22 protein-coding genes and 2 tRNA genes are annotated in these 26,486 nt (G+C 42.3%); 5 read left to right on the top strand and 19 right to left on the bottom strand.

Annotation, left to right across the window (positions count from 1 at the left end):
* Window position 1: 1 nt before the first annotated feature.
* The gene (locus ACFQZI_RS20730; protein WP_377145928.1) at window positions 2–736 is read right to left on the bottom strand and encodes an AAA family ATPase; all 735 of its coding nucleotides are present in this window, start codon (window positions 734–736) and stop codon (window positions 2–4) included.
* A gap of 326 nt (window positions 737–1,062) precedes the next feature.
* Here ACFQZI_RS20730 and ACFQZI_RS20725 point away from each other — a divergent pair, with 326 nt between their 5' ends.
* Entirely contained in the window at window positions 1,063–2,169 is a 1,107-nt protein-coding gene (locus ACFQZI_RS20725; RefSeq protein ID WP_377145927.1) for an acyltransferase family protein, read from the top strand.
* Window positions 2,170–2,290: 121 nt separating this feature from the next.
* On the opposite strand, the gene ACFQZI_RS20720 is transcribed toward ACFQZI_RS20725, so the two are convergent.
* The 4 genes from ACFQZI_RS20720 to hscB all read right to left on the bottom strand — a co-directional run bounded on the left by ACFQZI_RS20720 (window position 2,291) and on the right by hscB (window position 4,377).
* Entirely contained in the window at window positions 2,291–2,860 is a 570-nt protein-coding gene (locus tag ACFQZI_RS20720) for a hypothetical protein (RefSeq protein WP_377145925.1), read from the bottom strand.
* Between the two features lie 96 nt (window positions 2,861–2,956).
* Complete coding sequence (locus ACFQZI_RS20715) at window positions 2,957–3,499, bottom strand: hypothetical protein (protein WP_377145923.1); 543 nt, start codon at window positions 3,497–3,499, stop codon at window positions 2,957–2,959.
* Window positions 3,500–3,749: 250 nt separating this feature from the next.
* Window positions 3,750–3,829: transfer RNA gene (locus ACFQZI_RS20710), tRNA-Leu, on the bottom strand.
* 23 nt (window positions 3,830–3,852) lie between these two features.
* Window positions 3,853–4,377, bottom strand: coding sequence for a Fe-S protein assembly co-chaperone HscB (gene hscB / locus ACFQZI_RS20705; protein WP_377145921.1), 525 nt, complete (start codon window positions 4,375–4,377; stop codon window positions 3,853–3,855).
* Window positions 4,378–4,450: 73 nt separating this feature from the next.
* On the opposite strand from hscB, the gene ACFQZI_RS20700 reads away from it, so the two are divergent.
* Both ACFQZI_RS20700 and ACFQZI_RS20695 read left to right on the top strand, forming a co-directional pair.
* Window positions 4,451–5,239 (top strand): ABC transporter substrate-binding protein, encoded by a 789-nt coding sequence (locus ACFQZI_RS20700; protein WP_377145919.1) that lies wholly within the window; start codon window positions 4,451–4,453, stop codon window positions 5,237–5,239.
* Between the two features lie 82 nt (window positions 5,240–5,321).
* A tRNA-Leu gene (locus ACFQZI_RS20695) sits at window positions 5,322–5,403 on the top strand.
* A 118-nt stretch (window positions 5,404–5,521) separates the two neighbouring features.
* Here the strand turns inward: ACFQZI_RS20695 and ACFQZI_RS20690 are convergent.
* The 9 genes from ACFQZI_RS20690 to ACFQZI_RS20650 all read right to left on the bottom strand — a co-directional run bounded on the left by ACFQZI_RS20690 (window position 5,522) and on the right by ACFQZI_RS20650 (window position 20,398).
* Window positions 5,522–6,592 (bottom strand): acyltransferase family protein, encoded by a 1,071-nt coding sequence (locus ACFQZI_RS20690; RefSeq protein WP_377145918.1) that lies wholly within the window; start codon window positions 6,590–6,592, stop codon window positions 5,522–5,524.
* Window positions 6,593–6,805: 213 nt separating this feature from the next.
* The gene (locus ACFQZI_RS20685) at window positions 6,806–7,555 is read right to left on the bottom strand and encodes a DUF481 domain-containing protein (protein ID WP_377145916.1); all 750 of its coding nucleotides are present in this window, start codon (window positions 7,553–7,555) and stop codon (window positions 6,806–6,808) included.
* A 162-nt stretch (window positions 7,556–7,717) separates the two neighbouring features.
* Complete coding sequence (locus ACFQZI_RS20680; protein WP_377145914.1) at window positions 7,718–10,192, bottom strand: glutaminase family protein; 2,475 nt, start codon at window positions 10,190–10,192, stop codon at window positions 7,718–7,720.
* A 52-nt stretch (window positions 10,193–10,244) separates the two neighbouring features.
* Window positions 10,245–11,663: a glycoside hydrolase family 125 protein gene (locus ACFQZI_RS20675; RefSeq protein WP_377145912.1), complete on the bottom strand. Its 1,419-nt coding sequence runs from the start codon at window positions 11,661–11,663 to the stop codon at window positions 10,245–10,247.
* Window positions 11,664–11,731: 68 nt separating this feature from the next.
* Entirely contained in the window at window positions 11,732–12,892 is a 1,161-nt protein-coding gene (locus ACFQZI_RS20670; protein ID WP_377145911.1) for a glycoside hydrolase family 76 protein, read from the bottom strand.
* 70 nt (window positions 12,893–12,962) lie between these two features.
* The gene (locus ACFQZI_RS20665; RefSeq protein ID WP_377145909.1) at window positions 12,963–14,102 is read right to left on the bottom strand and encodes a SusE domain-containing protein; all 1,140 of its coding nucleotides are present in this window, start codon (window positions 14,100–14,102) and stop codon (window positions 12,963–12,965) included.
* Between the two features lie 43 nt (window positions 14,103–14,145).
* Window positions 14,146–15,786 (bottom strand): RagB/SusD family nutrient uptake outer membrane protein, encoded by a 1,641-nt coding sequence (locus ACFQZI_RS20660; RefSeq protein ID WP_377145907.1) that lies wholly within the window; start codon window positions 15,784–15,786, stop codon window positions 14,146–14,148.
* 12 nt (window positions 15,787–15,798) lie between these two features.
* Window positions 15,799–19,110: a TonB-dependent receptor gene (locus ACFQZI_RS20655; RefSeq protein WP_377145905.1), complete on the bottom strand. Its 3,312-nt coding sequence runs from the start codon at window positions 19,108–19,110 to the stop codon at window positions 15,799–15,801.
* A gap of 313 nt (window positions 19,111–19,423) precedes the next feature.
* Window positions 19,424–20,398: a FecR family protein gene (locus ACFQZI_RS20650; protein WP_377145903.1), complete on the bottom strand. Its 975-nt coding sequence runs from the start codon at window positions 20,396–20,398 to the stop codon at window positions 19,424–19,426.
* A gap of 275 nt (window positions 20,399–20,673) precedes the next feature.
* On the opposite strand from ACFQZI_RS20650, the gene ACFQZI_RS20645 reads away from it, so the two are divergent.
* Window positions 20,674–21,402, top strand: coding sequence for a hypothetical protein (locus ACFQZI_RS20645; protein WP_377145901.1), 729 nt, complete (start codon window positions 20,674–20,676; stop codon window positions 21,400–21,402).
* Here the strand turns inward: ACFQZI_RS20645 and ACFQZI_RS20640 are convergent.
* The 3 genes from ACFQZI_RS20640 to ACFQZI_RS20630 form a co-directional block, all read right to left on the bottom strand.
* A complete protein-coding gene (locus ACFQZI_RS20640; RefSeq protein ID WP_377145899.1) occupies window positions 21,344–21,931 on the bottom strand; it encodes an RNA polymerase sigma-70 factor in 588 nt (195 codons plus the stop codon). The two genes, ACFQZI_RS20645 and ACFQZI_RS20640, sit on opposite strands and share 59 nt — an antisense overlap.
* A 230-nt stretch (window positions 21,932–22,161) precedes the next feature.
* Window positions 22,162–22,743, bottom strand: coding sequence for a TetR/AcrR family transcriptional regulator (locus ACFQZI_RS20635; protein ID WP_377145897.1), 582 nt, complete (start codon window positions 22,741–22,743; stop codon window positions 22,162–22,164).
* Window positions 22,744–22,810: 67 nt separating this feature from the next.
* On the bottom strand, window positions 22,811–23,560 hold the full coding sequence (locus ACFQZI_RS20630; RefSeq protein ID WP_377145895.1) for an SDR family NAD(P)-dependent oxidoreductase: 750 nt from the start codon (window positions 23,558–23,560) through the stop codon (window positions 22,811–22,813).
* A gap of 221 nt (window positions 23,561–23,781) precedes the next feature.
* Between ACFQZI_RS20630 and ACFQZI_RS20625 the strand changes: the two genes are divergently transcribed.
* Complete coding sequence (locus ACFQZI_RS20625) at window positions 23,782–24,321, top strand: DUF1349 domain-containing protein (RefSeq protein WP_377145893.1); 540 nt, start codon at window positions 23,782–23,784, stop codon at window positions 24,319–24,321.
* A 23-nt stretch (window positions 24,322–24,344) separates the two neighbouring features.
* Here ACFQZI_RS20625 and ACFQZI_RS20620 read toward each other — a convergent pair whose 3' ends face one another.
* Window positions 24,345–24,845 carry a cupin domain-containing protein gene (locus ACFQZI_RS20620; RefSeq protein WP_377145891.1) on the bottom strand — a complete coding sequence of 167 codons (501 nt, stop codon included), beginning with the start codon at window positions 24,843–24,845 and terminating at the stop codon, window positions 24,345–24,347.
* 27 nt (window positions 24,846–24,872) lie between these two features.
* Window positions 24,873–26,453 (bottom strand): phage tail sheath family protein, encoded by a 1,581-nt coding sequence (locus ACFQZI_RS20615; protein ID WP_377145889.1) that lies wholly within the window; start codon window positions 26,451–26,453, stop codon window positions 24,873–24,875.
* Window positions 26,454–26,486: the final 33 nt, after the last annotated feature.

Genomic DNA, 26,486 nt, shown 5'->3' with positions numbered 1-26,486 from the left:
GCTAATCTTCCATCAGGTGCCTTAAATACGCTTCAGGATTATCGAGGAATGATTTGGTAAGCGTGAAATGCTCGGTATCCCGGTAAGTAGTTTCGCGTACGCCATCTTCATCAAACTGGTAGATGGTAGCGCCCGGATAACAAATTAAAATAGGCGAATGTGTAGCAATAATGAATTGCGCGCGGCCACTCCTATCCAATTGGTTGATCACCGAGATAAATGCCAGGATGCGTGCCGGCGAAAGCGCTGCCTCGGGCTCATCCAAAATATAGATACCTGATTCGAACTGGTTGTTGAACAATGCCAGGAACGATTCGCCGTGAGATTGCTCATGTAACGAGCGTCCGCCGTAGGCGCTAAGGATCCGGCTGTCGTCCTCGGCTAATTCATCAATGTAAGATGCGAAATTGAAAAAGCTTTCGGCCCGCATAAAAAAGCCTTCGCTTACCCGGCGCGGGTTCCACGTCAGTTGCAAATGGGCTGCCAGTGCCGATTCATAACCCTGGAACCTATAACCCACATTAAAATTATGGTTACGGTTGCCGCCCCTCAGGCTAAAGCCGCATTGCTCAGCAATAGCCTCCAATAAAGTGGATTTCCCCGATCCGTTCTCGCCCACAAAAAACGTAACGTTACTTTCCAGCTTAAGCTGTAAGCCGTTGTTGAGGCTGGGAATGTGCTGCAGGTAACTGCCATCCTTAAGTGGAGGTAATGATATGCGGGTTAAAAAGGGCATAGATGGTAGTTAAGGTGCAGAACAAACTTACGACTCTGAAAGCACTGTTAAAAGTGTTTATTGAACCCGCGTATTAACTCTTAATACGCACTAAAAAAAGTGGCCCGGTGTTCACGTTCACGTTTGCACAACCAGCCTATTTTTTGCAATCTGTTTATAATCAATATCTCCAGATTTTTTTACTGACAAAATGCTGCCACCAACATGATCAAATTAATTATTATGCTTAGAGGCCAGTAAGTCAATTTATCTTATCAAAAATCTTTTAAATTTAAACGGCTACGTTCTTTTTTATATTTTACGCTGGATTAATCAATAACCTTTAAATGAACAACAACCAGCTGGCCACTAAGCCGCACTACTCTATATTAGACGGCCTGCGTGGTGTGGCAGCCATAATAGTTGTTACGTTTCACCTGGCCGAGCCATTATCAACCAGTAACTTGGATAAGCTGGTAAATCATGGTTACCTCGCTGTCGATTTCTTCTTTTTACTGTCCGGCTTTGTGATGGGCTTCGCGTATGACGACCGCTGGCCTAAAATGACGGCTGGCAATTTCTTCAAACGCCGTATCATACGCTTGCAGCCCATGGTGGTTTTGGGGATGACCCTCGGCGCCATAGGTTTTTACTTTACCGATTCTGCCATATGGCCGCTCATCCACACCACTCCTGTATGGAAGATGCTGCTGGTGATGCTGGTGGGTTACACTATTTTGCCCGTACCGCTATCACTCGATATACGCGGCTGGGAAGAAATGCACCCGCTGAATAGCGTGGGCTGGTCGTTGTTTTTTGAATATATTGCCAATATACTTTACGCCGTATGGATCCGTAAGTTCTCTAAAATGGCCTTAAGCATCCTGGTAGGCATCGCCGCTATCGCACTCGCCCACCTGGCCATCACCAATGGCGACATTAGCGGCGGCTGGACACTGAACGTGCCACAGATGCGCATCGGCTTTACCCGTACCATATTTCCCTTCTTCGCGGGGTTGTTACTGTCACGCGTGATAAAACCCATTCCAATTAAAAACGCATTTTTATGGTGCAGCCTTTTATTGGCAATAATACTTTATATGCCGCGCATAGGCGGCGCGGAGCATTTATGGATGAACGGGGTATATGAAACCATTTGCATCATCATCGTTTTCCCGCTGATAGTCTACCTGGGTGCCGGCGGCGCCATACACACCCAAACCGGGAACAAAATTTGCAAGTTCTTAGGCGAGATCTCCTACCCGCTTTACATGGTGCACTATCCGCTGGTGTACTTTTACGTAGCCTGGATAAGCAACCATAAAGGCGTAACACTTGCCGATGTATGGCCTTATGCCTTACTTATTTTGATTGGCGCTATAGCCTTAGCCTACGCCGCCCTGAAATGGTATGACGAACCGGTAAGGAAGTGGTTGAGGGAGAAGTTGGGGTGAAAAAACTTGAGCGGTTCCAACACTTAATCAGCGGTACGTTCTTTATTGACAAACAGCATTCGTAGTGCCGCTATGCGGCTGATAATTGGACCCGCCACTCGGTAGCACGTTGGTGGGTTTTTTATTTTTCGTTGGAGACAAGATAGGCCCGCATTTCATTTACTATTTCTGCTTTAAGTTCATTGAAGTCCTCAGCAAATATTTTGTTAAAGGCTTGTTTAGCATTACTAAAGTTGATTGCCATTTGTTCAGATGAAACGTATTGCCGCGTTTTTACCAGTAAGTACTGGCTATCAAAAGCCTTTTTATGTGCAATTTTAACCAGTTCTATTTTTTTAAGCAGTTCTTCCGAAATGAATGGTTTATTTATTTCTATATATCTTATAAATCCATTAATATCTTGCATAATTTCGGTTATAAATGATTCTTTCCAAGTCATCTCAAAGACCTCCAAGTTTTTTTGAATATCTATAATGTACCGAAGTATCTCTTTGTAAATTTCAATGCGTTGCTGAAAGATACCTGAGTATGATATTTTGAGCTTTTCTAATTTAGAGTCAACGCCGTTTTTTATCATTAAATAAAAAATGAGGTTCGATGCAATGCCAAGCAAAGTGGGTATAAGTATTTTAAATGAATCCGAACTGGTGACGGTTGGCGCTGCTTGAAAAAGAACTGTTATATATTTCATGATAGGTTTGGATTAAATTTGAAGATAAGAAATTAGTAGATGCTCGTTGCGGCTAAAGTGTTGAACCTCCAACTGGTAGCACATTGTTGGGTTGTATTAGTCATCGTAACCGGTCAGAATTATCTTGGAAGGAACAAGGTCTAAAGTATCATAAGAAGCTTCAGCAAATTTTAATGTGATTCTTTGAGCATAAGCACGGCCATCCTCGTCTTCGTATGATACTATTAGATAGACCTCTGTGGTTTCGGCCCCATTTTTATGGATATAATATTCTCTCAATAGGTTTCCAGGATTTAAATGTTTTTCACTATGGCTTTTGAATGTTGAATTAAATTCTGCACCATGAATTAAATTCACATTTTCACTATATATTGTAATGTCCCTTGCGATATTTTTCTCGCAGAGTATAGCATAAGATGCGCTTGACTTTGAAGAATTAATACGTTTAGCAACAAAAACCGGCCTGATTTCTCGGGCAGCTCTATTTGATTCTATTTTTAATAGATCGTATTGAGCGCGGTTAAGATCCAATTGTGCTTTGAGAGTAACTAAAACCAAACGTAATGTTACGATGCCCACAATTAGGGCGCCTACGGCAGCTGCCGCCTGTATCATATCTGTTATTGAAAAATCCTTCATGATAAGTGAGGTTTGAAGGACTGATATACAAAAAAGCCCCGCGGTGCGGGGCTTACTTAAGTATGCTATATAGGATCGGCAAATACAATGATTTGACAGCAAAAAATCATTTAGGTTTAATTGCAAATAGTAATCTTCTGCCCACTTAAAGTTTATTACTATTAGGCTGTAAACGTATTGCACAATGTATCTCTATCATCCTTTAAATAGTTATAAACAACAAAGCCTGACACTTTCGTATCAGGCTTTGTACCCAGCGCCGGAGTCGAACCGGCACGGTTTCCCACAGGTGTTTGAGACCAGCGCGTCTACCAATTCCGCCAGCTGGGCATGTTTCTTAGCAAGTCTTTTGCTTAGAAGCGGGCTGCAAATGTATCTAAACTCTCTTTAATTCGCAACAGATATTTTTGTCTATAATAAATATTTGCGATGCTATTTAGCCTGTCTTCTTTAGCGGTATCGTTAAGGGTTTCGTAATCGCGCGTTAGCTGGTTCAGCTCTTCGGCCATATCGCCCTCAATTGCAGCAACTTCCGCGCCTATCTCGCCAAACTGCTCGGCATTCTCAATTTCCATCAGGCGTTCGTTAATGTCCATCATTTCCATTAAAAAATCTGCCGGTAAGGATGGTTTCGCGCCTTCGCTGACCAGGTCGTGCAGCTTTAAAACGTATTCAAGCACCTTGTTGGGATCGCTTAGGGTTTGGTAAGCCTTGTTATTGAGGGTAGATAGTTCTAAAATTTCCTGTTGTTTCTCATCGTCGGCGTTGGCATGAAAATCGGGATGAAACTGTTTGCTTAAAGCATAAAACTGCTTTTTTATCTGTGCGGCGTCCGGTTTAAAGGATTCCGGGATGTTATAAAATTCAAAATAATTCATCGGTACAAAACTACTAATTTTTGATGGCTGAAATTTACTTTACCTTAGCACAATAACAAAGCCGAATTACCAGATGCCGGTATTTTACGACCAGATGAATAATGCCGTTAGCTTGCCTGCTACACCACGGCGAATTATTTCTATAGTGCCATCGCAAACCGAACTTTTGTTTAACCTTGAGCTGGATGAGCAGATAGCGGGCATCACCAAATTTTGCATCCACCCGGCAGATAAGGTAAAGCACGTAATGAAGATAGGCGGCACCAAGCAATTAAACCTGGAGGCCATACACCAGCTGCAGCCCGACCTGATCATAGCCAACAAGGAAGAGAACGAACAAAGCCAGGTAGAAAAACTGATGCACCACTACCCTGTTTGGGTTAGCGATATAAACGATCTGCATAGCGCGCTTAACATGATCACCATGCTTGGCGAAGTAACCGGCAAACAACCTGAAGCGGTTGCTTTAGCCGATAGCATTGCTAAACAATTCGCAAGCTTAAAGCCTATAACCCAGGCAACGCGCGTTGCCTACTTTATTTGGCGCAAACCCTACATGGCAGCCGGGCAGGATACATTCATAAACGCTATGCTTACCTTGTGCGGGTTTAAGAATGTGCTAACAGCCAACCGCTACCCTGAAGTAAGCGCGCATGAACTGATAGCAGCCAACCCGGATGCTATTTTATTATCATCAGAACCTTACCCATTCGCCCAAAAACACATTGATGAATTTAAAACTATGCTGCCCGATGCCCAGGTGATTTTGGCAGATGGCGAGCTGTTTTCGTGGTACGGTAGCCGCCTATTGTATTCGCCAAAGTACTTTACAAAGCTTATTGAAAAATTAACAGCAATGTAATGAGGCAGATAAGTAAAAAAGTGAAATTGAATTTTAAAGTTTGGCATTTTACACTATCTTTGCACTCTCTAAAAAACCAAACGCGGAAGTGGCGTAATTGGTAGCCGCACCAGACTTAGGATCTGGCGCCGCGAGGCGTGGGGGTTCGAGTCCCTTCTTCCGCACTAAGTTTAAAGCCGTTAACTGAATAAGTTAGCGGCTTTTTTTGTGCCCCTTTAAATGGTTGTTTTTCCCTAAGGGTATTATTTTTTACAGTGATGTTAAAAAGTATGTTTTGTACAATTATGCATTTTTTGATAGGACTTTGAAGCGATTCTTTAATTTAAGGAAATATCGCTCATAAAGATAATATGAAGCGATAGGTATTAATATAATACCTATAATGTTATAGGGATAGGCTGTAATAAACTTTGGCATTCTAGCATATTCGGAAACAAAGAGTTGTTGCCACATATAGATGCTATAAGACAATTTACCAATAAATTTCATTGGCTTGCAATTTAAGGACCAGTATACAACATCATTAGATTTAGTCAAATTGGTTATAATTATGTAGCCAATTAAAAGGGATATAATTAGGTTAAAATAGATAGCTTTAACTGAATAGAAATCATCATAGCCGATGTAAAAAATTAAAAATATAGCAATTAAATTACCTGCCCACTTATACCTGAATAGAGCTGTAGTATCAAGTATTCCCTTGAACGCTAAAATAGAAACAAAGCAACCTACCCCAATTCCCTGAAATTTTATAAGATAATGCGTAAAGGCATATAAAATGCCTGTATTAATATTGGGAATGATTGATTGAAGAAAACAAATGACAGGAAGTACAAAAACGATGAAAAGTATAAATGCAAAATACCAATTTGTGCGTTTTTTTAACAAAAAAGGGAATAATAAATAAAACTGTTCTTCAACAGACAATGACCAAAAATGTCCGGTATAAGGGGTAAATGAGTTTGCCCTAAAATAACTGAAATTTGTTATAAATAGGGCAGCTCCGGCAAGTTGAAACCAGGCTATATCAAGATGGAAGATAAAGTTTAATATTATAACTAAAATCAAGTAGAGGTAAGCTATAGGGAATATCCTTAAAATTCTTCTCAAGTAAAAACGTTTAAGAGAAAGCGACCCGGTTTTAGATTTTTCCTTGAGGCAAAGCGACGTAATCAGAAAACCACTTAGTACAAAAAATATATCAACACCTAAACCACCATTGAATACGTTATAGAAAAAAATGTCAAGGTGCCGGATAACCACTATAATGATCGCTAAAGCTCGCAAGCCATCCAACGAAGGGTAAATATCATTGTTTAAAATTTCGCTTGATACGGTCTTTCTGAAAGTCACAAACAAATCTATAGTTTTACAAGGTACTTTCTGTTATCTCGAACTATAAAACGTATAACTGTCAACCCTAAAGCAAACCCTTTAAAATTGAAACGTCACCAACAATTTTCAGCATTGTTAAGCTCGACTCTATGGAAATTCCATTAAGTGTAGTTCTAAAGCTGTTAACTGAATAACTTAACGGTTTTTTTTATGCTCTTTTATCTATTCATGCTAAAACCACTTTTCTACTGTAAGGCCATAAGTAAACAGCAGGTTCTCGCTGTTGGTGCGGTTAACCCTGTTGTAGTTAAGCGAGGTGGTGAGGCTTAGCCATTTTTGCAGCTTAAACGACAGGTTGGTTGTAGACCTGATAATATAATCGCTTTGGCTTTGCAAAGAGTTCTGCAGAAAATTGGAGCCCTCGATAACCACCCGGTCGCGAATATTGAACCTGAACTGCAGCCTTAAGGAGTTACGGTAGGTTTCATATTGGTTGCGCACGTTATTGGCCAGCATCAGGTCGCTTTTATCAAACAAGATGCCATTGCTGATATTCAGATAAGTATTGGGGCTATCAAAAAAGTTATAGGCTATCCCCGCCCCTGCCAGCAACTGGTTATTTATTTTGAGGGAATAGCTGGTATTATAATTTGCCAGGCCCCAGTAAAAAAAGTGCGGAAATGTTTTGTAGAGGTTAAAATCCAACGCTGTAGAGAAGTCGTTGTTACTTACATTCCCATTTTGCTTACCGTAGATCCAGTTATTAGTAAAGTTGAGCGAAACATCTTTCTTTTTCACATTAAACTTTAACGCGTTATTAAGCAGGTAGGCAGTGCCATCATTTGTTTTATTGATGGAGCCTGACGAAAGGAACGCCGTATGATAATGGGTGCTATCGGTAAACTGGGCTTGCGCCTTGCCCGCCGTTAAAGCTATAAACAGGAAGAAAATTATTTTAAGCAGGTAGTTGTATTTCGGCATGCATGCGTGGTTAATGCCCCTCCGTTCTTTGAACTTATCAATAGGCGCCAATAATTAATTATTGGTTTAACACCGCGGCTTATAAATTGGTTTTGTTTTTATGAATTGAAAAGCCCGGCCGCATGTTATTGCGCCGGGTTTAATTATTGATTTTTGATCTTATTACTTTTTCTTAAGCCACTGCTGCTCCAGCGCTTTCATAAAGTAACCACCTACAACGCTACGCGCCTGGAAACCCACCTGCTTGCCATTAGTAGTTTCGTGCCAGTCGCTGATAGGTACACGTGAAGGCGTTTCTATAGCATACTTGTAAATAGGGTCGGTTAAAGCTTTAAAATCGGCAGGGTTATCGGCCAGGGTTGCTGTCCAGATGATCCAGTCGGATTTTGTGTACGTTTTACGGCTATCCAGCGGTAAACCATATTCGTTTTGCTTGGTGAGGTAGTATTTAATTTCTTTAGTATAAACCTCTTTCGGGAAAATATTTAAGCCAAGCAATTTATCCCACACCAAATTATACTTCTGGCTCCAGGTGTCGGGCTTTTCAAACACCAACGAGTAGTGGTCGCCCGCGTCCGCCATTTTCATCCACTTGGCAACAAAATCTTTTGCTGTTGCATGGTATTTTACAGCGGTAGCTTTGTAGCCAAGCATGTCGGCGAGCATGGCGTAAGCAGCAATACCATTAATGGCTTTTAACGACAAGTTGGCATTGCGCGCCAGGTGGCCTGCAAAGTCATCTGTACAAAGTTGGTTTGCCGGGTCGAGGCCTTCCTTGATCAGGTAGTTTGTCCAGGTGGTGAGGGTTGCCCAATGCTTTTTAGCAAATAAGGCGTTACCTTCTGCCTTGGCTATGGCGGCGGTTAGCAACAGCATATTGCCCGACTCCTCTACCGGCATACCCTCGCCGTAGGTTTGGCCGTTGGCAAACGGATAAGTACCCAAGTCGTGTGCGGCAAACGGATGCTTGAATTTGCCTGTTTCGCTAAACTCAAATATACCATTCAGCATGCCCTCGGCCAGCTTAGGGTTGTAGATCAAGAATAATGGCACCGATGGATAAGTAACATCAACGGTATTAATAAAGCCACCGCTAAAATTCTCTTTAGATAACCAAAGCACTTCGTTTTTAGGGCTTCGTGCAAGGATATGCGCCGCAATAGCCTGGCGGTAGGCAATAGCGCAAAGTTTAGCGTACTCTAACCCACCCGCAGCGGATGTTTTTACATTTATGGCATTATCAAACGCTTTACACTTTGCCATAATGGTTTTATAATCCATAGCAGCCTGTTTAAGTTCGCCGGTGATGGTTTTCTTTCCATCACGGTTCCACCATGGCCTTAAGTTTTTACCAAAGTACTGTACCGAATAAATATCATCATATCCAAGCTCTACAAATTTCTCTACCGCAGCGCTGCTAACCTTACCAAAAGGTATAATTGTGTTTAAGAACACAGATGTACCGCCAGTGGTGGTAGAGATCTTCTTGCTGTTAACGAATGAAGCTATAGCCTCAGCATCAGTTGTGATGTACTGCGAGGCATTAGATGCTAAAGGCGCGGCTACATATAAGTATCCCCAATCTATCCGCATGTCGTCACCCTTCTTTTGCAGGATGGGTTGCTCTTTGGTGCCAACTTTTAGCAATGCCAAATTACCTGATGTAAGTTTTTGAGCGATAACCGGTTGGTTTGACTTATAACGGGCTAAATTTGCCGATGCGCCCAGATACACCTCTACATTGTGGCTTTTACCATCATTTGCCTTTACGCTATAAGTTACATAGCTTACCGGGCGAGAAAGCAGGTTAAGGTTATCCATCAACAGCGGCGAGGTGAAAGTTACTTTCAAATCGGCATCGCCGCAGGTAAATGAATAGATGGTTTGGGTGGCATTAATAAGTACACCTGTTTGGCGCGCGGTTTTAACGCTTTTAATGTCGACAGGTTTAACTTCGTCTGCAAAGCCGGCATCAAGCCAGGCGCCGCCGCCTGTATTTGTGCAATGCATGGCCAGTACGTTCTCACCTTCTTTTAGTTTGCCTGCAACACTTTCGTTAATTTCTACCGGCAACAGATCGCCGTTAGCGCCATGGCTGATATTTATTCGTTCGCCATTCAAAAACACCTCGGCATCATCATCATGATGAAGCAGCAGTTTCAGCTTATTTATAGGTGCCGACTTGGTATAGTTAAAAGTACGGCGCACAAAAATATCGCGGCTTTTCCAAAGCGTTTTGGCCTGCGATGGATCGTCGCTAAACGGAGCAGTACCGGTTTTCCATGCTTTATCGTCAAAACCAGGCTTTTCCCAACCATCGGCAGGGATCACTTCGGTGTATTTAACGGTATAAGGCTTTGTGTCGCCATCGGCCAAGACAGTACGGTACGAAACCGGCTGCTGGCCCATAAACCTGTAGGTTTGGCCATCAACCTTTATTAAACCCAGTAACGACTGGTTCTTACCTGTCCAGTGATGGGTGGTACTCTCGTTAAGATTGTCGGTGTTAGACCATATGCTGAAATAGGTGTTATGCGTTACAAGCGGATACGCGGGGGCTTTTGTAGCCTGCGCATGGGCATAACCGCTTGCAAACATAGCCGCCAGCACAAAAGTACTTCTCAAAGTTTTTCTCATGGTAGTTTAGATGTTAATTTGACAGTTTAAAATTGAACCGCAATTTAACAAATTAGCTTAATAGTTGTGGCTTTTGTGTATATGTTTCCCAAAGCAACTCACCAAATAAGGTATTTGCCCATGCAAACCACTTACGTGTAAACTTGGTAGGGTCGTTTTTATGGAACGATTCGTGCATAAAACCTGTACCTCCATGTGTTTTGCGCAGCATTTCAATACACTCCCTTATCTCGTTATCATCGTTGCTTGTTAGCGCCCTTATTGTAATACTGATAGGCCATATCATATCTTTACCAATATGCGGGCCGCCAATGCCCTCGCCTGCCGTACCTTTAAAAAAGAACGGGTTGTTTAGCGATAACAGCATTTTACGTGTGTTTATGTAAACCGGGTCGGTATTTTTAACGGCATCCAGGTATGGCATGCCCAGCAGGCTTGGCACATTGGCATCATCCATTAAATTATAGCTACCAAAACCGTTGACTTCGTAAGCGTAGATCTTACCATAATCCGGGTGATCAATTACGGCGTGTTTTTGCAGCGCAGCGTCAACTTCATTTGCCAGGGCAAGTAATTCGGCAGATAAAGCGTCGTCTTTAGAAATAGCCTTTACCATTTCCGACGCCTGCTTTAAACTGGTAACCGCGAAAAAGTTTGATGGTACGAGGTAAGAGTAAATTGTAGCATCATCGCTTGGGCGGAAGGCAGAGCAAATTAAACCAACTGGTTTAACCGGATAGCCGTAACCATTCATGGCCACACCATCTGTAGCCCACGCGGTTTTACGCTGAAACGAGTAAGGCCCGTCATTATCCTTACGTTGCTGTTCTTTAAACGTTTTAAGGATGCTTTGAATGGCTGTTTTCCATTGGGCGTCAAAGGGTGAGGTATCGCCGGTAAGTTTCCAGTATTTATAAGCCAAACGCACAGGGTAACAAAGCGAATCTATTTCCCATTTGCGTTCGTGTAAACCAGGCTTCATATCGGTAACATCATCCTTCCACTCTCCTACCTTGTTGGCATCATCGTAAAAAGCATTTGCATAAGGGTCGCGCAAAATACAGGTTACCTGCCTGTTTATAACGCCTGCAACCAGCTTTTTAAGTTCAGCATCTTTATTTATGAAGGCAATATAGGGCCAAACCTGCGCACTGCTATCACGCAGCCACATGGCATCAATATCACCTGTAATTACATAGGTATCGGGTTTGTTATTAACTACTTTATAAGTAACTGTGGTATCCAGCGTATTTGGGAAACAGTTTTCGAAAAGCCATCCCAGTTCAGGATTTTTAACTTTTGATTTAAATTCGGTTATCGCCTTTTCTATCGATGCGTTTTTAAACTTACGCGCCGATACCGGTACCCTTACAACAGGGAATGCAGGTTTAACGTCTGCAAACGAAAATTTACTCATTAATACCCCTGCACCTAATACACCGGTGCTGCCAATAAATTGCCTTCTCTTCATGTTTTAAAATAGCTAAATAAAAAAATCTTCCGGGCCAAATATAACCCGGAAGACCCAATTCTCAGTGCTTAAAATTTGCCGGCTGCTTTTAACGTGGCTGCGGCCTCCATCGTCGTAACCCCGCTTATTTGCGTGGTTAAGTCTGTTGTACCCGAGGGTTTGGTCTTCCAATCCGGACTAACCATAAAATCGGGCCTGCTGATACCTTTTGCAAATAAGGTTTCGGCATTGTATTTTAAAAATTTAGCGTAAGCATCGCGGTCGGTTGATGATACATCTTCTTTAAGCGTTAACAAGGTTAAATACCTAACCAGGATACCTTTAAACAAGCCACCATCGCCCTGGCCTTCGTTTCTAAGCAAGCCTGCAGGCGATACATCAAGGTCTTTGATAGTAGCATTAGCAGTGCGTACAGCATCACTTAAATAATTACCGTCCCCGGTTACGTTGTAAAGCTCTAATGCTGCGCCAATAAACGTGCCCTGGTTGTAAGTGAATTTATTTTTGCTGATCTGGCCGTCGTGGTCGCCGTTGATGCCGTCCCAAACAATGCCGGTGGCCGGGTCAACCAGGGTGCCTTTTAACCAGGTATACAGTTGTTTGGCAAGGTCAAGATCCGCAGCGTTTTTTTGTAAACGGTAAAGGCGCGCGGCAAAAATAATTGCCGGGGCATTTGCCGGGGTGTTCTTATAATCCAGCTGCGATTTCCGCCAGGCTATACCACCACCCTGGTTGCTGTTAACGCCGGTTTTAATATCGGTCCAAAGCGTGGTTGCCGCTGCAAGGTAATCGGCATCGTTTGTAGCTTCGTAAGCCCGCAGGGTTGATAGTGCCAGCCACTCCATGTCATCGTAATACTCGTTCTGCAATTTATTGCCGTTGCTTATTTTGGTACCGTTTAGTAACGATTTAATACGTTGCTTGTATATATCGTTTTTAGTACGCAAAAAGGCGTCAATAAATACATCCATAGTATGCGCCTGCGGCCAATAGTTGTAATTGGTATTGCCGCCATTATTCTGGATAAAATAGTTTCCGTTTGATGACAGGAAGGTACTGTAGGTTTTATCCTGCAGGGTATCGGCAGTTGCCGCGAAAGTGTAGTTGATCACTTCTGAAGCTTTATTGCCATACAGCGGAAAAGGTTTATCCTTTAAGCAAGATGTAAGCATAACAGGGATAAGCCCCGCCAGCGCCACTCTTTTTATATTTTGTGTTATGCTGTTCATAAACTAAAGTTTGATGATTTAAGGATAGCGAAGCCGCCGTGGCTGGCTTCGCTATCCAATTAAATAAGTATTAGTTAGCTGTTACAGTATGTGTGTAAGCAGGTACTGTAGCGTTAAACATCAATCTGATATTAGCCGATTTGTTATCAAAATCGTGATTAAACTTAAAGGTATAATCATACTGAGAGTTGTTTACCGGAACTACGTAAAAATACGGAGGCTGGGTAGACGAATTAGCCGCGCTGTTATCAGAGTTTGTGCTGCCGTACCATTGTGTAGTAGATGTACCATCAGCATTTTTAAAGGTAAACCTAAACTTGTAACGCTCATCACGTCCCCATGATTCCTGGTGGAACACAATTGGTTTTACGCCAGATTCCCAGGTACCGTTGCTGGTGTAGTTCAGGTCGAACCAAATCTTGTTATCGGCAGAGAACCACAGACCTACATTGGTAACTTCGGTTGTTTTGTAAGAAGCAACGTTAAAGTCTACTTCAATTCTTACCACTTTATCTGCACCTGCAAATTCAGTATTGCCGGCTTCAGTTAATTTGGTGCCATCGTATGAATAAGTTGCAGGTGTACCTGTTGCACGGTCGGCAAAATGGAAGCTACCTGCTTTTAATTTAGTAAAGATCTCAAATTTACCCGGCGCGGTTTGTTTGAATTTTGGCGCTTTGCTCAGATCGTCGCCACCCTCGGTAGCAGTACCTGTAAGGAACAACTCGGTTGGGATATCAGTAAAACCTGCAGGGCGCTCTATCTCAATAACCCGTTTAAGGCCAGATTGCTTTACATTGATACCTTTTGACGACATAACTGTCCAGATAACTTTGCCAGACTCCTGTGGTTTAACGCCCGCAAGGGTAGCAATCTTATTCAGGTCGCTAAAGGTTACGGTTAGCTTGTTGTACAAACCGTTACCATCAGAAGGCACCGAATAAAGGGGCTTCGAAAAATCTCCGCCCTCTTTATCAAATGCAACCTCATATAAAACCAAACCATTATCTTCTGCACGGGCTTGCTCCCACTCAAATGCTACCGAACCTGATGCACCCGATGCAATTTTAACATACTTGCCATCTTCAGGTAAAAACAAGTTACTTACTGCCGATACATTTGTGTTGCCAATTGTTTTATCCTTTTTGCAGCCGGTTATAACAACCAGGGCTACCATACCTGCAAGCAGGTTATAAAAAATATTTTTCATGATCTTAATTGATTATAATTTTTTCGATAAATAAATTTATTGATTACCAGCCCGGGTTTTGAGTAAGGTTAGGGTTAATAGCCCTCTCGTCTCTTGGTATTGGCCACAGGTAATTTTTGTTTGCATCAAAGGTGCGCAGGTTGGCACGGATATACCCGTTATCAACCCCCGGCGCGCCAAATTTGGCGCCATGTGCCCAGCCATTTAATACGGTTTCGGCAATTTTCCAGCGGCGGATATCAAACACACGCAAGCCCTCCATTGCTAACTCAACACGGCGCTCATCGCGGATGGTTGTACGTAACGATGCCTGGCCCGTTGCCGGGAAGTTTAAAGCATCGGCAGCGGTAAAGCCTGCACGCGCACGAATGGCCCTGATGGTTTTATCCCATGTAGCGGCATCAAGTTGGTTCAATTCGTTTTTAGCCTCAGCATACATTAATAATACATCGGCATAACGGATCAGTATCAGGTTTAAGCCCGAGCCAAAATCGGCTACGTTTGATGTTGGGTCAAAGTATTTGCGGGTATAGTAACCGGTTGGCGATGATGTAGCGCCCGGCGAGTATTCATCAAAATGAGATGGATCCGGATCGGTACCGGGTTTTGTATAAATGGTTTTAAGGCTGTTATCGCGGTTTTTCCATTGGTACAAGTGGTAAACAATGGTGTTGGTTAAACGCGGATCGCGGCCAACGTAAGGGTTGTTCTCGTCATAGCCGGAGCCGTTGTCCCTTATTTTTTTACCATTTGCCATTAAGTAGCTGTCTACCAGTTCCTGGGTAGGTGCAATGGCGTTTAGCCTGCCGCCTACAGATATTGGCGCCATATCCCTAAAATCTGAATATGACCTGCTACCCACTGATGGTGGCAAATACTCCAGATCGAACATAACTTCGCTGTTGTACTCATTTTGCGGTAAAAATAAACCCTCGTATGAGTTGAACAACGCATAGGTACCATTAGCGGTATTACCTATCAGTTTCTCGCACTCGGTAACCACCTCGGCCCAACGGCTATCGTATAGCAACACCCTTGCCTTTAGTGCAATGGCAGTACCTTTGGTTACACGTCCGCGGTCGGCCGCGGCTAAGCTTGTATTTACTGGCAGATCGGCAGCCGCTTCATCCAGCTCCTTTAAAATAAAGGTAACCACTTCGGCTTTTGGCGTACGTGCTATCACCTTGGCTTCATCTATGGTCAGGTCCTTTTGTACCAAAGGCACATCGCCCCACCATGTTTCAAGCAAAAAGTAGTGCCAAGCGCGTAAAAACCTCGCTTCGGCTTTCATGCGCGCTTTAAGGCCGGCATCCATAGCGGTAACCTTATCAACGTTCTCTAAGAAAATGTTACAGGTTTTAATACCTGCGTAATGGTCAAACCATTCTGATTTAAAGCGCCCTAACGACTGATCGTAAGTACCTGCCGCTATTGATGCAGCGCCATTGTTGTCGCCACGGCCGTTGTAAGCATTATCTGAAAGTGCTTCTTGTGAAAAGAAAAGGCCACTGTTTGAGATCTGCTGGTAAGCCCTGTTCAGTACCGTGTTCGCTTTCTCGGTAGTTGTCCAGTATGTTTCATTGGTAAATGCATCAGTTGGAGAAAGATCCAACTTTTTACATGCCGAAACCGAAAGTAACAGCATTACTGCAAAACCTATTTTGGAGATTATATTTTTTTTCATTTCAGTTGCAGATTAAAGGGTTAAATCAATACCAAAACCATAGTAAACCGGCAATGGATAAGAGCGCGCGCTGTTTGCACCGCCCGCGGTTACGTTACCATTTAACTCGGTAGATTCCGGATCGATAAACTTCATTGGTGAGAAAGTGAGTATGTTTTGGCCGGTAAGGTATGCCCTTACTTTCCTCATACCTACCTTTTTAGATACCGCTACCGGCAAGGTATAACCTACCTGTACGTTTTTAACACGAAGATATTTACCATCAAAAAGGTACATATCAGAACCTCTGCGGAAGTTGTTTTCGTTAGACTGGCTGCCACTTGCCGCAAGGCGAGGGTAACGCGCGTCGGTGTTTTGAGGTGTCCAGTAATCTAACTGATGCTGGTACATAACCTGCGAGTAGTTTACGTGGAAAGGCTCTACCTGTTCGCCCCTTACAAACATATTACGTTTGCCTACGCCTTGTAAAAACAAGTTAAAATCAAAGCCCTTAACATTTAAGTTATAGGTAAAACCAAACGTTAAACGAGGGAAACCGTTACCATAAACAAATTTATCGTTATCGTCAATTACGCCGTCTTTGTTTACATCTACATAGCGGTTATCGCCCGGCTGCACATTTAGGCCGGCAGGTTTCGGGCCGTTATTTACATCATCGAGGTTTTGGAAATAGCCATCGCGTTTTAAGGCTACGTAAGAACCAATTGGCAACCCAACTTTATTTAAAAGCTGCATTTCATCGTAGCTTCTTAGCTGATCACCACCCTCAAGCTTCAGGATCTTGTTTTTGTTATCACCTACGTTAAAGGCAAAGCTGTGGTTAAACGCGCCTGTTTTTAAACGGTAGTTAATGTTAAGTTCCCAACCACGGTTTTGTACTTCGCCGGCGTTGTAATCACTCGCGGCAGCTCCCCAAACTCCAGGCACTACCGGTGGCAGTAAAATATCGCGGGTTATTTTGTTAAAGTAATCCAGGCTTACGTTAAGGCTGTTTTTCAGGAAGGTAAGCTCGGCACCTACGTTAAATGTAGAAGCACGCTCCCACCTGATGTCGGGGTTAGCGAATTTAATATCAATGATACTAACCGGCAACCCGTTAAATGAATAGTAATCGCCGGATACACGGTAGTTATCCAGGAACTGGTAATCAGGCACGCTCTGGTTACCTAATATACCATAAGATGCACGCAGCTTTACATCACCAAACCTATCGCGGTAATTTTGCATAAAGCTCTCTTCGGTTAAACGATAACCAGCGGTTAACGACGGGAAGAAAGCATTGCGGTTAACTTTAGCGAATTTTGATGAAGCATCTATCCTGAAGTTAGCCTCACCATAATATTTGTTTTTAAAGTTATAAGAAGCGCGGCCAAATACCGAGTTTAAGCTTCTCTCCCTGGTGTTGCTGTTTGTACCGTTAGATGATGTTTCTATTATGGTACCGGTAACAGGCGTACCCAATTCAGGGTCGGTAAATTTTAATCTTAAATAGTTACCCTGGAACGTGGTAGACTCATTTGCAACACCCACCAAAACATCAACATTGTGGTTTTTTGCAAAGGTTTTGGTGTATTGCGCCAGGAATTGAGCGTTAGTAAACAGCGTTTTTTCGTTCTCGTCAGACGTGTTACGGTCAGATCCATAAGAACCCTTAGGCATAAAATTAACCTGCATAACCCTGTTAAACATGTGGTTAGATGTTAAAGTACCACCAAACACACCTTTCAGTTTAAGATCCTTGGTAATGTTTAACTCTGCATTTAAATTACCAAAAACGTTGTCGTTATCGCGTTTGCGGTAACCGCCTTTTTCAAGTATACCAAGTGGGTTAAACTCCGCCAACACATCATTGGTAAGATAGTTGCCCTTATCATCTTTAATAGGATAATAAGTTGGGGTACGGCCCGCATCAACTATTAACGTACCTGTATTAAAAGAGTGCTCCTTAATCTCGGTGCGCGAGTATGATAACAAACTGGTTAATTTCACTTTACCAAACTCGGTGCTTAGGTTCATACGGTAATTATACCTGCGTAAACCATAATTAGGGCCAACCAGGTTATTACGCTGATCGAGCACACCGGCCGATACCAAATATGATGAAGTAGCATTACCACCAGATAAGCTTAAGTTATGGTTTTGCTGAACAGCATTTTGCAGGATCTCGTCAAGAAACCATTTGTGGTCTCCTTCATTTTGAAACTGGCGGATCTGGGCCGGAGAATAAATAGGTGTTAAACCAGCATTTACAACAGCCTCGTTACGTAGTATCGCATTCTCGTAAGAGTGTACAGGCTTATAACCAACACGCGGCACCTGGATGCCCGCCTGGCCGTTATAACTTAAAGTAGCAGCAGAGTTTTTGCTGCCCTTTTTAGTGGTAACAAGTAACACGCCATTTGCCGAACGCGAACCATATATAGCGGCGCTACCGGCGTCTTTTAAAACCGAAACGCTTTCTATATCATTTGGGTTAAGCAAATTTAAATCGCCTACGTTATCGCTGGTAATACCATCAATAACCAACAGCGGATTGGTATCGTTAAAAGTACCAACACCACGAATGTTAATGGTTTGTATGGCGCCCGGCTCGTTGCTTCTTTGCTGTATGGTTAAGTTTGGAGACGTTCCCTGTAGGGCTTGTGTAAGGTTAACCGCCGGTTTGCCTTCAATAGCCTTTGAAGTTACCTGATCTACCGCGCCAATTACGTTTACACGTTTTTGTGTGCCGTAACCTACTACCACAACTTCGCTTAACGAGCTTTGTGCTGCTACCAGCTGTATGTTCCCTATAGAAGTTTGCCCGCTAAACGGAACTTCTTTGGTAGTAAAACCAATAAAGCTGAATACCAGTGTACCCTCTGCATTGGGTACATCTAAAACAAAGTTACCACCAACATCGGTAACGGTGCCCAGGTTGGTACCTTTAAGCTTTACGCTTACACCCGGCAACGGCTGGTTGGTATCATCTAATACCTTACCGGTAATTTTTACAGCTGTTACAGCTTCCTTATTATTGCCCGTGATAGTAGTTGCATTTTCTACCCTGTCGCTTATAACAACAACATCGTCAATTATTTTGTAACCAAGGTTATATGGAGTTAAAACCTCGTCGAGCACCGCTTTGATACTCTTGTTAGTTACGTTTATATCTACCTTGAATGAAGGCTTCAGCAAATTATCTGCATAGGCAAATTTTACTTGTTTATCGGCAGCAATTTTATCGAGCGCGTCGGTAAGCTTTAAGTTTTTAAGCTTAAGCGTTACCTGTTGCTCTAAAAATTTTTGGCCGTAAGAATTGTTTGCAACTGCGGTAAAGCACATTAAACAAACAACGAAGCAGGCGAGCGAGGTAAATTTCATTAATATTAATACATAACGAACTACTCCATTTGAAAATAGAGATATATTCATAGATTTGAATAAATTAAAGTGTTTGAAATTCAAGTGCATTGTTCTCTGAATTGGACCTCTGGAACGTACACTTAGTATTAACCCGGCATTTTTAATAACCCTGTTTCAATACCTATTGACCAGGGTTTTTTTATGTATTTATGTTATCATTTAGTTTAATTTAGGTGAACTGATAATTGGTTTTATCTTTTTATTATAATTGGTTTTTATTCTTCTTTTAAAATTAGCAGCCTTTACCTTTTAGCCGGTATCCCGGTCCGTCTGCCGTTGCCTTACCCCTCACCAGCTTAGATATAATCTTGATGATGTTTTGTAATGACACGTTGGTAAAATTGGCTGATATTGAGCATTTAACAAGGTTAGCATCGGCTTTAACTGTTACGTTGTAACGGTGGTAGATAGCATTAAGCACTTCGGGCAAAGGCATGTTCTTTACAATAAAATCACCGTTTTTCCATCCGGTAATGTTTTCCACATCAACACTCTTAGTGGTAACAGCGCTGAGGTCTTTTTTATTCATTACTACTTCTTGCGCAGGTGTAAGAAATACTGTTTTAGCTAATGGTTGTATAACACCCGCCTTGCCGGTAGCTACAACACCAACCTTACCGGTAGTAACAGCAACTTTTACAAAAGCATCTTCGGGATAGGCCTTCACATTAAAACTGGTACCCAATACCTGTGTTTTAATACTGCCTGTATGTACAATGAAGGCTTTTTTGGCATCGTGCTCTACTTCAAGAAAAGCCTCACCTGTTAAAGCGATCTCTCTTGTGCTGCCGCGAAACTCTGCCGGATAGGTTAACTTACTACCGCCATTCAGCCAAATTTTGGTGCCGTCTTGCAGTGTTAAACTGGCTACCTGGCCATTTGCCGCGGTAAATTGCTTTTGTGCAATGGGCGAAACCACATCAAGTATTTGCAGGCGATATTCAAAAAACAATACCGAGAGTGAAGCCACTGCGAATAACGACGCGGCAACCATCCATTTTTTACCACTGCCCGCGCGTTTAACCGGCATAGCATCAATGTTACTAATGATGCGGTTATATACTTCCTCGCTGTTAAAACCTGTGCCTTTGCCGGCTGCGGGCTCGTTGCCAAGCTGAACATCGTCAAAATATCTGGTCACAAGTTTTTCCTGCAAAGCACGGTCTTTAGCCTGGATCTTTTTTCTCAGAAAAGTAAACTTTCTCATGGTTTATATGTGTAAGATGCAATTACCCAGGCTACCCCCTAAGCAAAATGAAAATAATTATAATATTTTTTTGTGTTAAATATGCTGACAAAAGGCTATTGTGAAATTGAGACCTTTGCTTAAATTAGAAAAAAAATAACCCGCTGAAATCATTTATAAAACAAGTTTGTATTATTTACCTATTACTGGTTCCGGTAATGGTCACAGCACTTGCTTTTATTGTTGGGCATGTAAGTTTTAAAATATACTTGCCGATCTGGTTTTTGAACGGAATAATGATGACTATTGCAACGGATCAGTTAACGAATAAAGATCACGTGTTTACGAATATTACCTGGTTTTTTATAATTCCATGGATGTTGATCGCCATTTTTGGTGGCATGGGTCCTCCACCTGAAACACCTGCTGCATGGGCGAATTTAGCTTTAGAACAAATTGTTCGCTATAGCATCCTTATCATTAGCGGAACAATGGTAACAATTGGCTTTTTGCGCCTGAATGCTTTGTTGGCAAATACACCGGGGAAAACTTTGGCAGGATATGGCACTATTATGATTAGTGTTGCTTTACCGCTATTTATAGCCAATATGGCTTATTGGGGTTATTTCCTTACACATGTATTTTCTACCTATTCGGTACCCGGGGCGCCTGCCAAACCCGGATGGCTCAAAACGGTTTCCGAAGTGTTTTTAGTAATACGCATGATAGAGGTATTACTGATTTATTTAAGCACAGCCGCTTTTATACTTGCTTTACGTATTGTAAATCACTTATCAAAACCAAGTACTTATGTATATGTGTTTTTTTGTTGCCTGGGGGCGTTTCTGAATTTGCTTCCCAACTCAATTAAAGGGCCACTTGCAATAGCAAATTACCTCTCATATATCCCGGCTTTCACTTTGCTTATGCCTTACTTACTTGCTGTTAATTTAAACAGGAAATATATTAAAAATAATAGGTTAATATGGCTGCAACCACTAAAGGCAAATAATCATTTAAACTAACGCGTAGGTAGCGTAGGGCAATGGTAATTTGGTTCTCAACCGTTTTGGTAGAAATATTTAAACGCGAAGCTATCTCCTTATTAGAAAGATATTCTTTACGGCTAAGGGTAAAGATCTGACGGCATTTCTCGGGCAGGCGCTCTACCCCCTCCTCAAGTAAATGGCTAATATCGTTTTGTATTAATTTACTATCGGTACTATACTTTTGGGTAAGCGTAGCAATAGCAGACAGATCAAGCGTGGCCTTTTGTGTGCGGATGTACATTAACACACGGTTTTTTATAGCAACTTTTAAATACCACTCCAGCGATGTAATACGTAAGGAGTTACGCTTTGCCCAAAGGTCAATAAACAATTCCTGAACAAGGTCTTCACAAACGTCGCTGTCCCTAAAAAGATTGTAGGCAACATGGTATGCCTTGCCCGAATATTTATGATACAGAGTTTCAAACGCCTTACGGTCGTCATGCCTTAGCAGTTCTAAAAGTTCCGCATCGGGCCACATTTGATATTCCTTATCTGGAAGCATAAAATGGACGGTAAATGGTTTGAAAAATTGGTAAGGCATAATTACAAAGTATTTTTCAAATTACAAATAGCAACATCAATTTCGATACACTAAGTAGGCATAAGCAGTGATGGCGCCCCAATAATAGCTTTACCGATGTTTTTTTTTAGGTTACTTAAGTAAAGTGAATGAAGTTATACCCCACGTATAAGGAGTATATTAATTTAAGAAAGCTTCCTGATTTCCCTCCTCTATACCAACACCATTAACGCCGAACTGATAATATCATCAAATACAGCCCTGTCATTGGTTGATTTAGCGGTTACCTGGATGCCTTTTACCGTATTATACACGAAACGCGCCAAGGCACGGGCGTTTTGCGGGTTAGATATTTCGCCGCTCTCCTGCCCTTTTTTAATTACCCGGAAAAAGGCGTCTTCCAGGTTTTCGTCGTTCTTCTGGATCATGTCGTTCACTTCCTTGTCGTGCAAGGCTACCTCAACCTCGGCATTTACCATAAAGCAGCCTTTCTGACTTTTATCGTTTAATAAGTTACCTGCAATAAAGTTTAACAAGGCTTTTATAGTTTCCTTTGCCGGTTTATCACTTTCAATAATCTGTACAAATTTTGCGGTACTGGTGCATTGGTAGCTCTCCAGCGCCTTTAGAAACAAAGAGTGCTTATCGCCATAGGTATCATACAAGCTGGACCGGCTAATGCCCAACCCGTCTACCAGGTCCTGCATAGATGTAGCATTGTACCCCTTCAGCCAAAAAAGGTCAACAGCCTTTTTAAGCACCTCATCTTCATCAAAATCTTTCGTTCTTGCCATAACAGAAATAGCCTTGCTTAATATTAAGCAAAGCTATTCATTTTAAAATACTTATTTAAAACGCTTATTATCTTACACCACCACCTGCAAGCAGGGTTTCGTTTGTTAACCAGCGCGAATCTTCTGAGGCCAGGAAAACAGCTATTAAAGCGATATCTTCCGGCTGACCAATACGGCCCAGTGGCGTGGTTTTTACCGCTTCGTGGTGGAAATCGCTGCCAATAAAACCGGCGGCATGTGTACCTTCGGTTTCTACCATACCCGGGTTAATAGAGTTTACCCTGATGTTTTTAGCGCCAAGCTCTTTAGCCAAAACATGGGTAATAGCATCTACAGCACCTTTAGTCGCACTGTAAACAGCACTGCCTGCCGGAGTGATAGCACTTACAACCGACCCGATATTTATAATACTGCCGCCATTTGTATTAAAGTTTGCAACCGCGGCTTGTGTGGTTAACAATAAACCCAGTACGTTGGTATCAAACTGTTTGTGGAAATGATCTTCGTTGATCTGGTCTATCTGGCCAAATTCGTAAACACCGGCATTGTTTACCAGTATATCTATTGGGCCAAACACTTTTGTGGTTTCTTCAAACAAACGGGTTACCTCGTCTTTGATGGAAACGCTTGCTTTAAGCGCGATGGCTTTACCACCAGCTGCTACAATCTCGTCAACAACTTTATCGGCACCTTCTTTTGATGATGAGTAATTTACTACTACCGATGCGCCCTCTGCCGCAAGGCTTTTTGCTATACCTGCGCCAATACCTTTAGAGGCCCCGGTTACTACTGCTACTTTGTTTTCTAACTTTTTCATTTTTGTGAGCGATTAATTTTGTTAATTGGAATAATCGTTCCGCAAATATATATCAATAACGGAACGTTCGTTCTGTTATTTTAAAAGATCATTTTGGGATGACAATTGGGATAGAACACCATATTATTTATAATTTTATACCTTTGACTATGAAAGTATATTCCCTCATAATTGCATTCTCTCTTTTTTGCTCAGTTGCTTTTTCACAATCATTAACCGCTATGAAGTGGTATAGTAAACCCGTAAAATCGATCGTTGAAGGTAACACCCTAAAAATGACCGTTGACCCCGGTACAGATTACTGGCAGGTGACGCACTACGGCTTTAAAAGAGATAATGGCCCTTTCTTTTATACAGAACAGGCAGGCAACTTTGAAGCAAGTGTAAAAATTAGCGGGCAATACCATGAGCTTTTTCACCAGGCAGGCTTAATGGTACGAACAGATGAAAAAAACTGGATTAAAACAGGTATTGAATATGTTAATGGGGTGCAAAACGTGAGCGCGGTTGTTACCCGTGAAGTTTCAGACTGGTCAGTAGTGCCAAGACACGACAGCCCTAAATCTGTATGGTTAAAATTACTGCGCAAAGGCGATTATGTAGAGATAAAGTATTCGTTTGATGGTGTAAAATTTGATATGCTACGCCTCGCCTACTTCCCTCCCAATGTAAAGGCGATGATAGGTATGGTGGCTGCAGCGCCGGGTAAACAGCATTTTGATGTCACCTTCGAGGATTTTAAAGTTGTTGAAATAAAGTAACATTAATAAGACGTCAAATAATTCTACCCTAAATAATCGGGCGGATACAGCTTTTGTCCATGTTTTTCGGCAATGGCGGTAAACTGTTTTAAAGTTTCCTCGTCCATGGGTTGTGGCGGAATAAATTCACCCGTTTTTACAGGCTTGCCCAGTTCAAGAAACATTTCTTCGAGCCCGGCAGGCACAACGGTGCAAAGCAATTTAGCCAGGTTACCCGATTTATTTTTAAAGCAATGCACCATGCCGCCTAACGGGATGTTCACAAACGCGCCTTTGGTAGCAGTAAAAGTTTTTTCTTCGGTTTTAACTTCCACCTCACCTTCTATTACATAAAATGATTCCTGAAAATTGGCATGCGCATGCGGGCCCGGCCCACCACCCGCGGGTACCGACATTTCTATCATGGCATATTCGCCATTGGTTTGCTTACCGCTAATTAATATACGGTATATGCCCCCCGCTACAGAAAGGTTGTTACCATCTTGCGGGCCTGTTATTGTTAAAACATTGATTGCATCTTCCATAAATATTTATCCGCAAAATACAGGCCACTAACTTGATATGGCCATTTGTTGTTGAAATGTTAACACTATATATTCTGCAGGGCGCACCACTGCAACTTTAATCATAACATTCATAAAGCCATTTAGGATATCATCACCCGTCATGGTAGTGCCCAGGCCGCATTCAACAGAAAATGCATCTGATGCCGACGCGCCCTGTAAACCACCTTGTTTCCAGATGCTTGTTAAAAAGCTGCTTATCATAGCTTTAACTGCTTCCCAGGTATTTTTATCATTCGGCTGAAAAACATAGGCCTGTGCCGCCAGTTTGCACGATTGCTCTAAAAAGATCATTGTTCGCCTTACAGATATGTATCTCCAATCCTGGCTGTTGCCATCTAAAGTACGCGCGCCCCAAACCAAAATACCAATCCCTTTAAAAAACCTGATGGCATTAATGGATTTACCTGAAATGGCATCCACATTCAAGTTTGCCTGCTGTGTGTCGGACAACCTGATCGGCAAAGATGCCGCCCCAACAATACTTGTGTTGGCGGGTGCTTCCCAAGGGCCTACATTGTTGTCTGTAACAGTTATCACTCCGGCCATAGCACCGCTTGGCGGTAAAATATTTACATCGGCAAGTACATGCTTCATGATAACGTTATATAACTTACTTGAAATAAGTAATGCGTTATTATACTGCGATACGGATAATGGGTTATTACCGGGTGATATGATATGATTTAATACAGTTAATGTCGACTGATCGGGGTTATTTGGAGGGCATAATATAGGTATAAGTTGTTTAACATCGCCTCCAAAAAGGTTGGTGTAATCTATCTCATTAGGCTGAACAACAGTTGTACCCAAGAACGGATAGTAGGCCGTGCCATAGCTTAAACCAATCTGGCCTGTGTTGTTTCTAAAAGTTTGAATGTCGTTAGTGTACAAAACAGGATCGGGGTTGCGGCCACCGATAATGTCAAAAACAGATATTGCTGTTTGCATATCCGCGTTTTGACTCATCATTGCCTGCATTAGTTTGCCATTATCATCTATTGATAACAGGGTAGCATCCGGGCATATGTACATAGTAGGTTCCTGCTCGTTTTGCAATAATTGAAGACCGCCCAGTAAGTCGCTTAATTGTACATTGGGGTTTATAATTTGGCCGCCAACAGGTTTAGAAGTCCCCGATGGTGCCCCATAACCACCAACCGAAACAATATAAGCATCACCACCCCCATTTTCATAGAATAACCTTACGCTATTGTATAGGTAGTAAACGGTATTTGGATCGGGTTCGATACTGTAAAAAATACCGTTTATGAGCATATAATCGCCGGTTTGCGGCTGGCTTTTTTGCGGAACAAGGTAATATTGAGAGCTATATTGCTTTGCAGGACTGGACGGCGCGGGCGGGTCCGGCAGGCAGTAAAACGCCTTAAACTCTGCAAAAGAGGTTATTTTTACCGGAACATTGGTGTATGATTTCCCCTCGTACATAGCTTGCGGTGTGTAACCAATTAATGCAGGAACAGCGGTAGCTACAGGTACAACAGAATTTGGAAAGGCATTTAACTCGTTGATATAAACACCCGGTGTTTTGATATTTGATTGCGACATGGTATAAGGTTGTAGTTTAACAAATATAAACTA

The organism is Mucilaginibacter lutimaris, assembly GCF_042676625.1.
Lineage (GTDB): Bacteria > Bacteroidota > Bacteroidia > Sphingobacteriales > Sphingobacteriaceae > Mucilaginibacter > Mucilaginibacter lutimaris.
The sequence above is the reverse complement of the archived record's forward strand: the minus strand, read 5'-3'. Positions and strand labels throughout refer to the sequence as shown.

Excerpts from the sequence above, each read along its gene's own strand:
- ACFQZI_RS20670 (WP_377145911.1), bottom strand. The coding sequence starts at position 12,892 with ATGAACAGCATAACACAAAATATAAAAAGAGTGGCGCTGGCGGGGCTT.
- ACFQZI_RS20665 (WP_377145909.1), bottom strand. The coding sequence starts at position 14,102 with ATGAAAAATATTTTTTATAACCTGCTTGCAGGTATGGTAGCCCTGGTT.
- ACFQZI_RS20675 (WP_377145912.1), bottom strand. The coding sequence starts at position 11,663 with ATGAAGAGAAGGCAATTTATTGGCAGCACCGGTGTATTAGGTGCAGGG.
- ACFQZI_RS20680 (WP_377145914.1), bottom strand. The coding sequence starts at position 10,192 with ATGAGAAAAACTTTGAGAAGTACTTTTGTGCTGGCGGCTATGTTTGCA.
- ACFQZI_RS20645 (WP_377145901.1), top strand. The coding sequence starts at position 20,674 with ATGATGACTATTGCAACGGATCAGTTAACGAATAAAGATCACGTGTTT.
- ACFQZI_RS20660 (WP_377145907.1), bottom strand. The coding sequence starts at position 15,786 with ATGAAAAAAAATATAATCTCCAAAATAGGTTTTGCAGTAATGCTGTTA.
- ACFQZI_RS20630 (WP_377145895.1), bottom strand. The coding sequence starts at position 23,560 with ATGAAAAAGTTAGAAAACAAAGTAGCAGTAGTAACCGGGGCCTCTAAA.
- hscB (WP_377145921.1), bottom strand. The coding sequence starts at position 4,377 with ATGAATTATTTTGAATTTTATAACATCCCGGAATCCTTTAAACCGGAC.
- ACFQZI_RS20720 (WP_377145925.1), bottom strand. The coding sequence starts at position 2,860 with ATGAAATATATAACAGTTCTTTTTCAAGCAGCGCCAACCGTCACCAGT.
- ACFQZI_RS20625 (WP_377145893.1), top strand. The coding sequence starts at position 23,782 with ATGAAGTGGTATAGTAAACCCGTAAAATCGATCGTTGAAGGTAACACC.
- ACFQZI_RS20725 (WP_377145927.1), top strand. The coding sequence starts at position 1,063 with ATGAACAACAACCAGCTGGCCACTAAGCCGCACTACTCTATATTAGAC.
- ACFQZI_RS20650 (WP_377145903.1), bottom strand. The coding sequence starts at position 20,398 with ATGAGAAAGTTTACTTTTCTGAGAAAAAAGATCCAGGCTAAAGACCGT.
- ACFQZI_RS20715 (WP_377145923.1), bottom strand. The coding sequence starts at position 3,499 with ATGAAGGATTTTTCAATAACAGATATGATACAGGCGGCAGCTGCCGTA.
- ACFQZI_RS20640 (WP_377145899.1), bottom strand. The coding sequence starts at position 21,931 with ATGCTTCCAGATAAGGAATATCAAATGTGGCCCGATGCGGAACTTTTA.
- ACFQZI_RS20730 (WP_377145928.1), bottom strand. The coding sequence starts at position 736 with ATGCCCTTTTTAACCCGCATATCATTACCTCCACTTAAGGATGGCAGT.
- ACFQZI_RS20635 (WP_377145897.1), bottom strand. The coding sequence starts at position 22,743 with ATGGCAAGAACGAAAGATTTTGATGAAGATGAGGTGCTTAAAAAGGCT.
- ACFQZI_RS20655 (WP_377145905.1), bottom strand. The coding sequence starts at position 19,110 with ATGTGCTTTACCGCAGTTGCAAACAATTCTTACGGCCAAAAATTTTTA.
- ACFQZI_RS20620 (WP_377145891.1), bottom strand. The coding sequence starts at position 24,845 with ATGGAAGATGCAATCAATGTTTTAACAATAACAGGCCCGCAAGATGGT.
- ACFQZI_RS20700 (WP_377145919.1), top strand. The coding sequence starts at position 4,451 with ATGCCGGTATTTTACGACCAGATGAATAATGCCGTTAGCTTGCCTGCT.
- ACFQZI_RS20685 (WP_377145916.1), bottom strand. The coding sequence starts at position 7,555 with ATGCCGAAATACAACTACCTGCTTAAAATAATTTTCTTCCTGTTTATA.
- ACFQZI_RS20615 (WP_377145889.1), bottom strand. The coding sequence starts at position 26,453 with ATGTCGCAATCAAATATCAAAACACCGGGTGTTTATATCAACGAGTTA.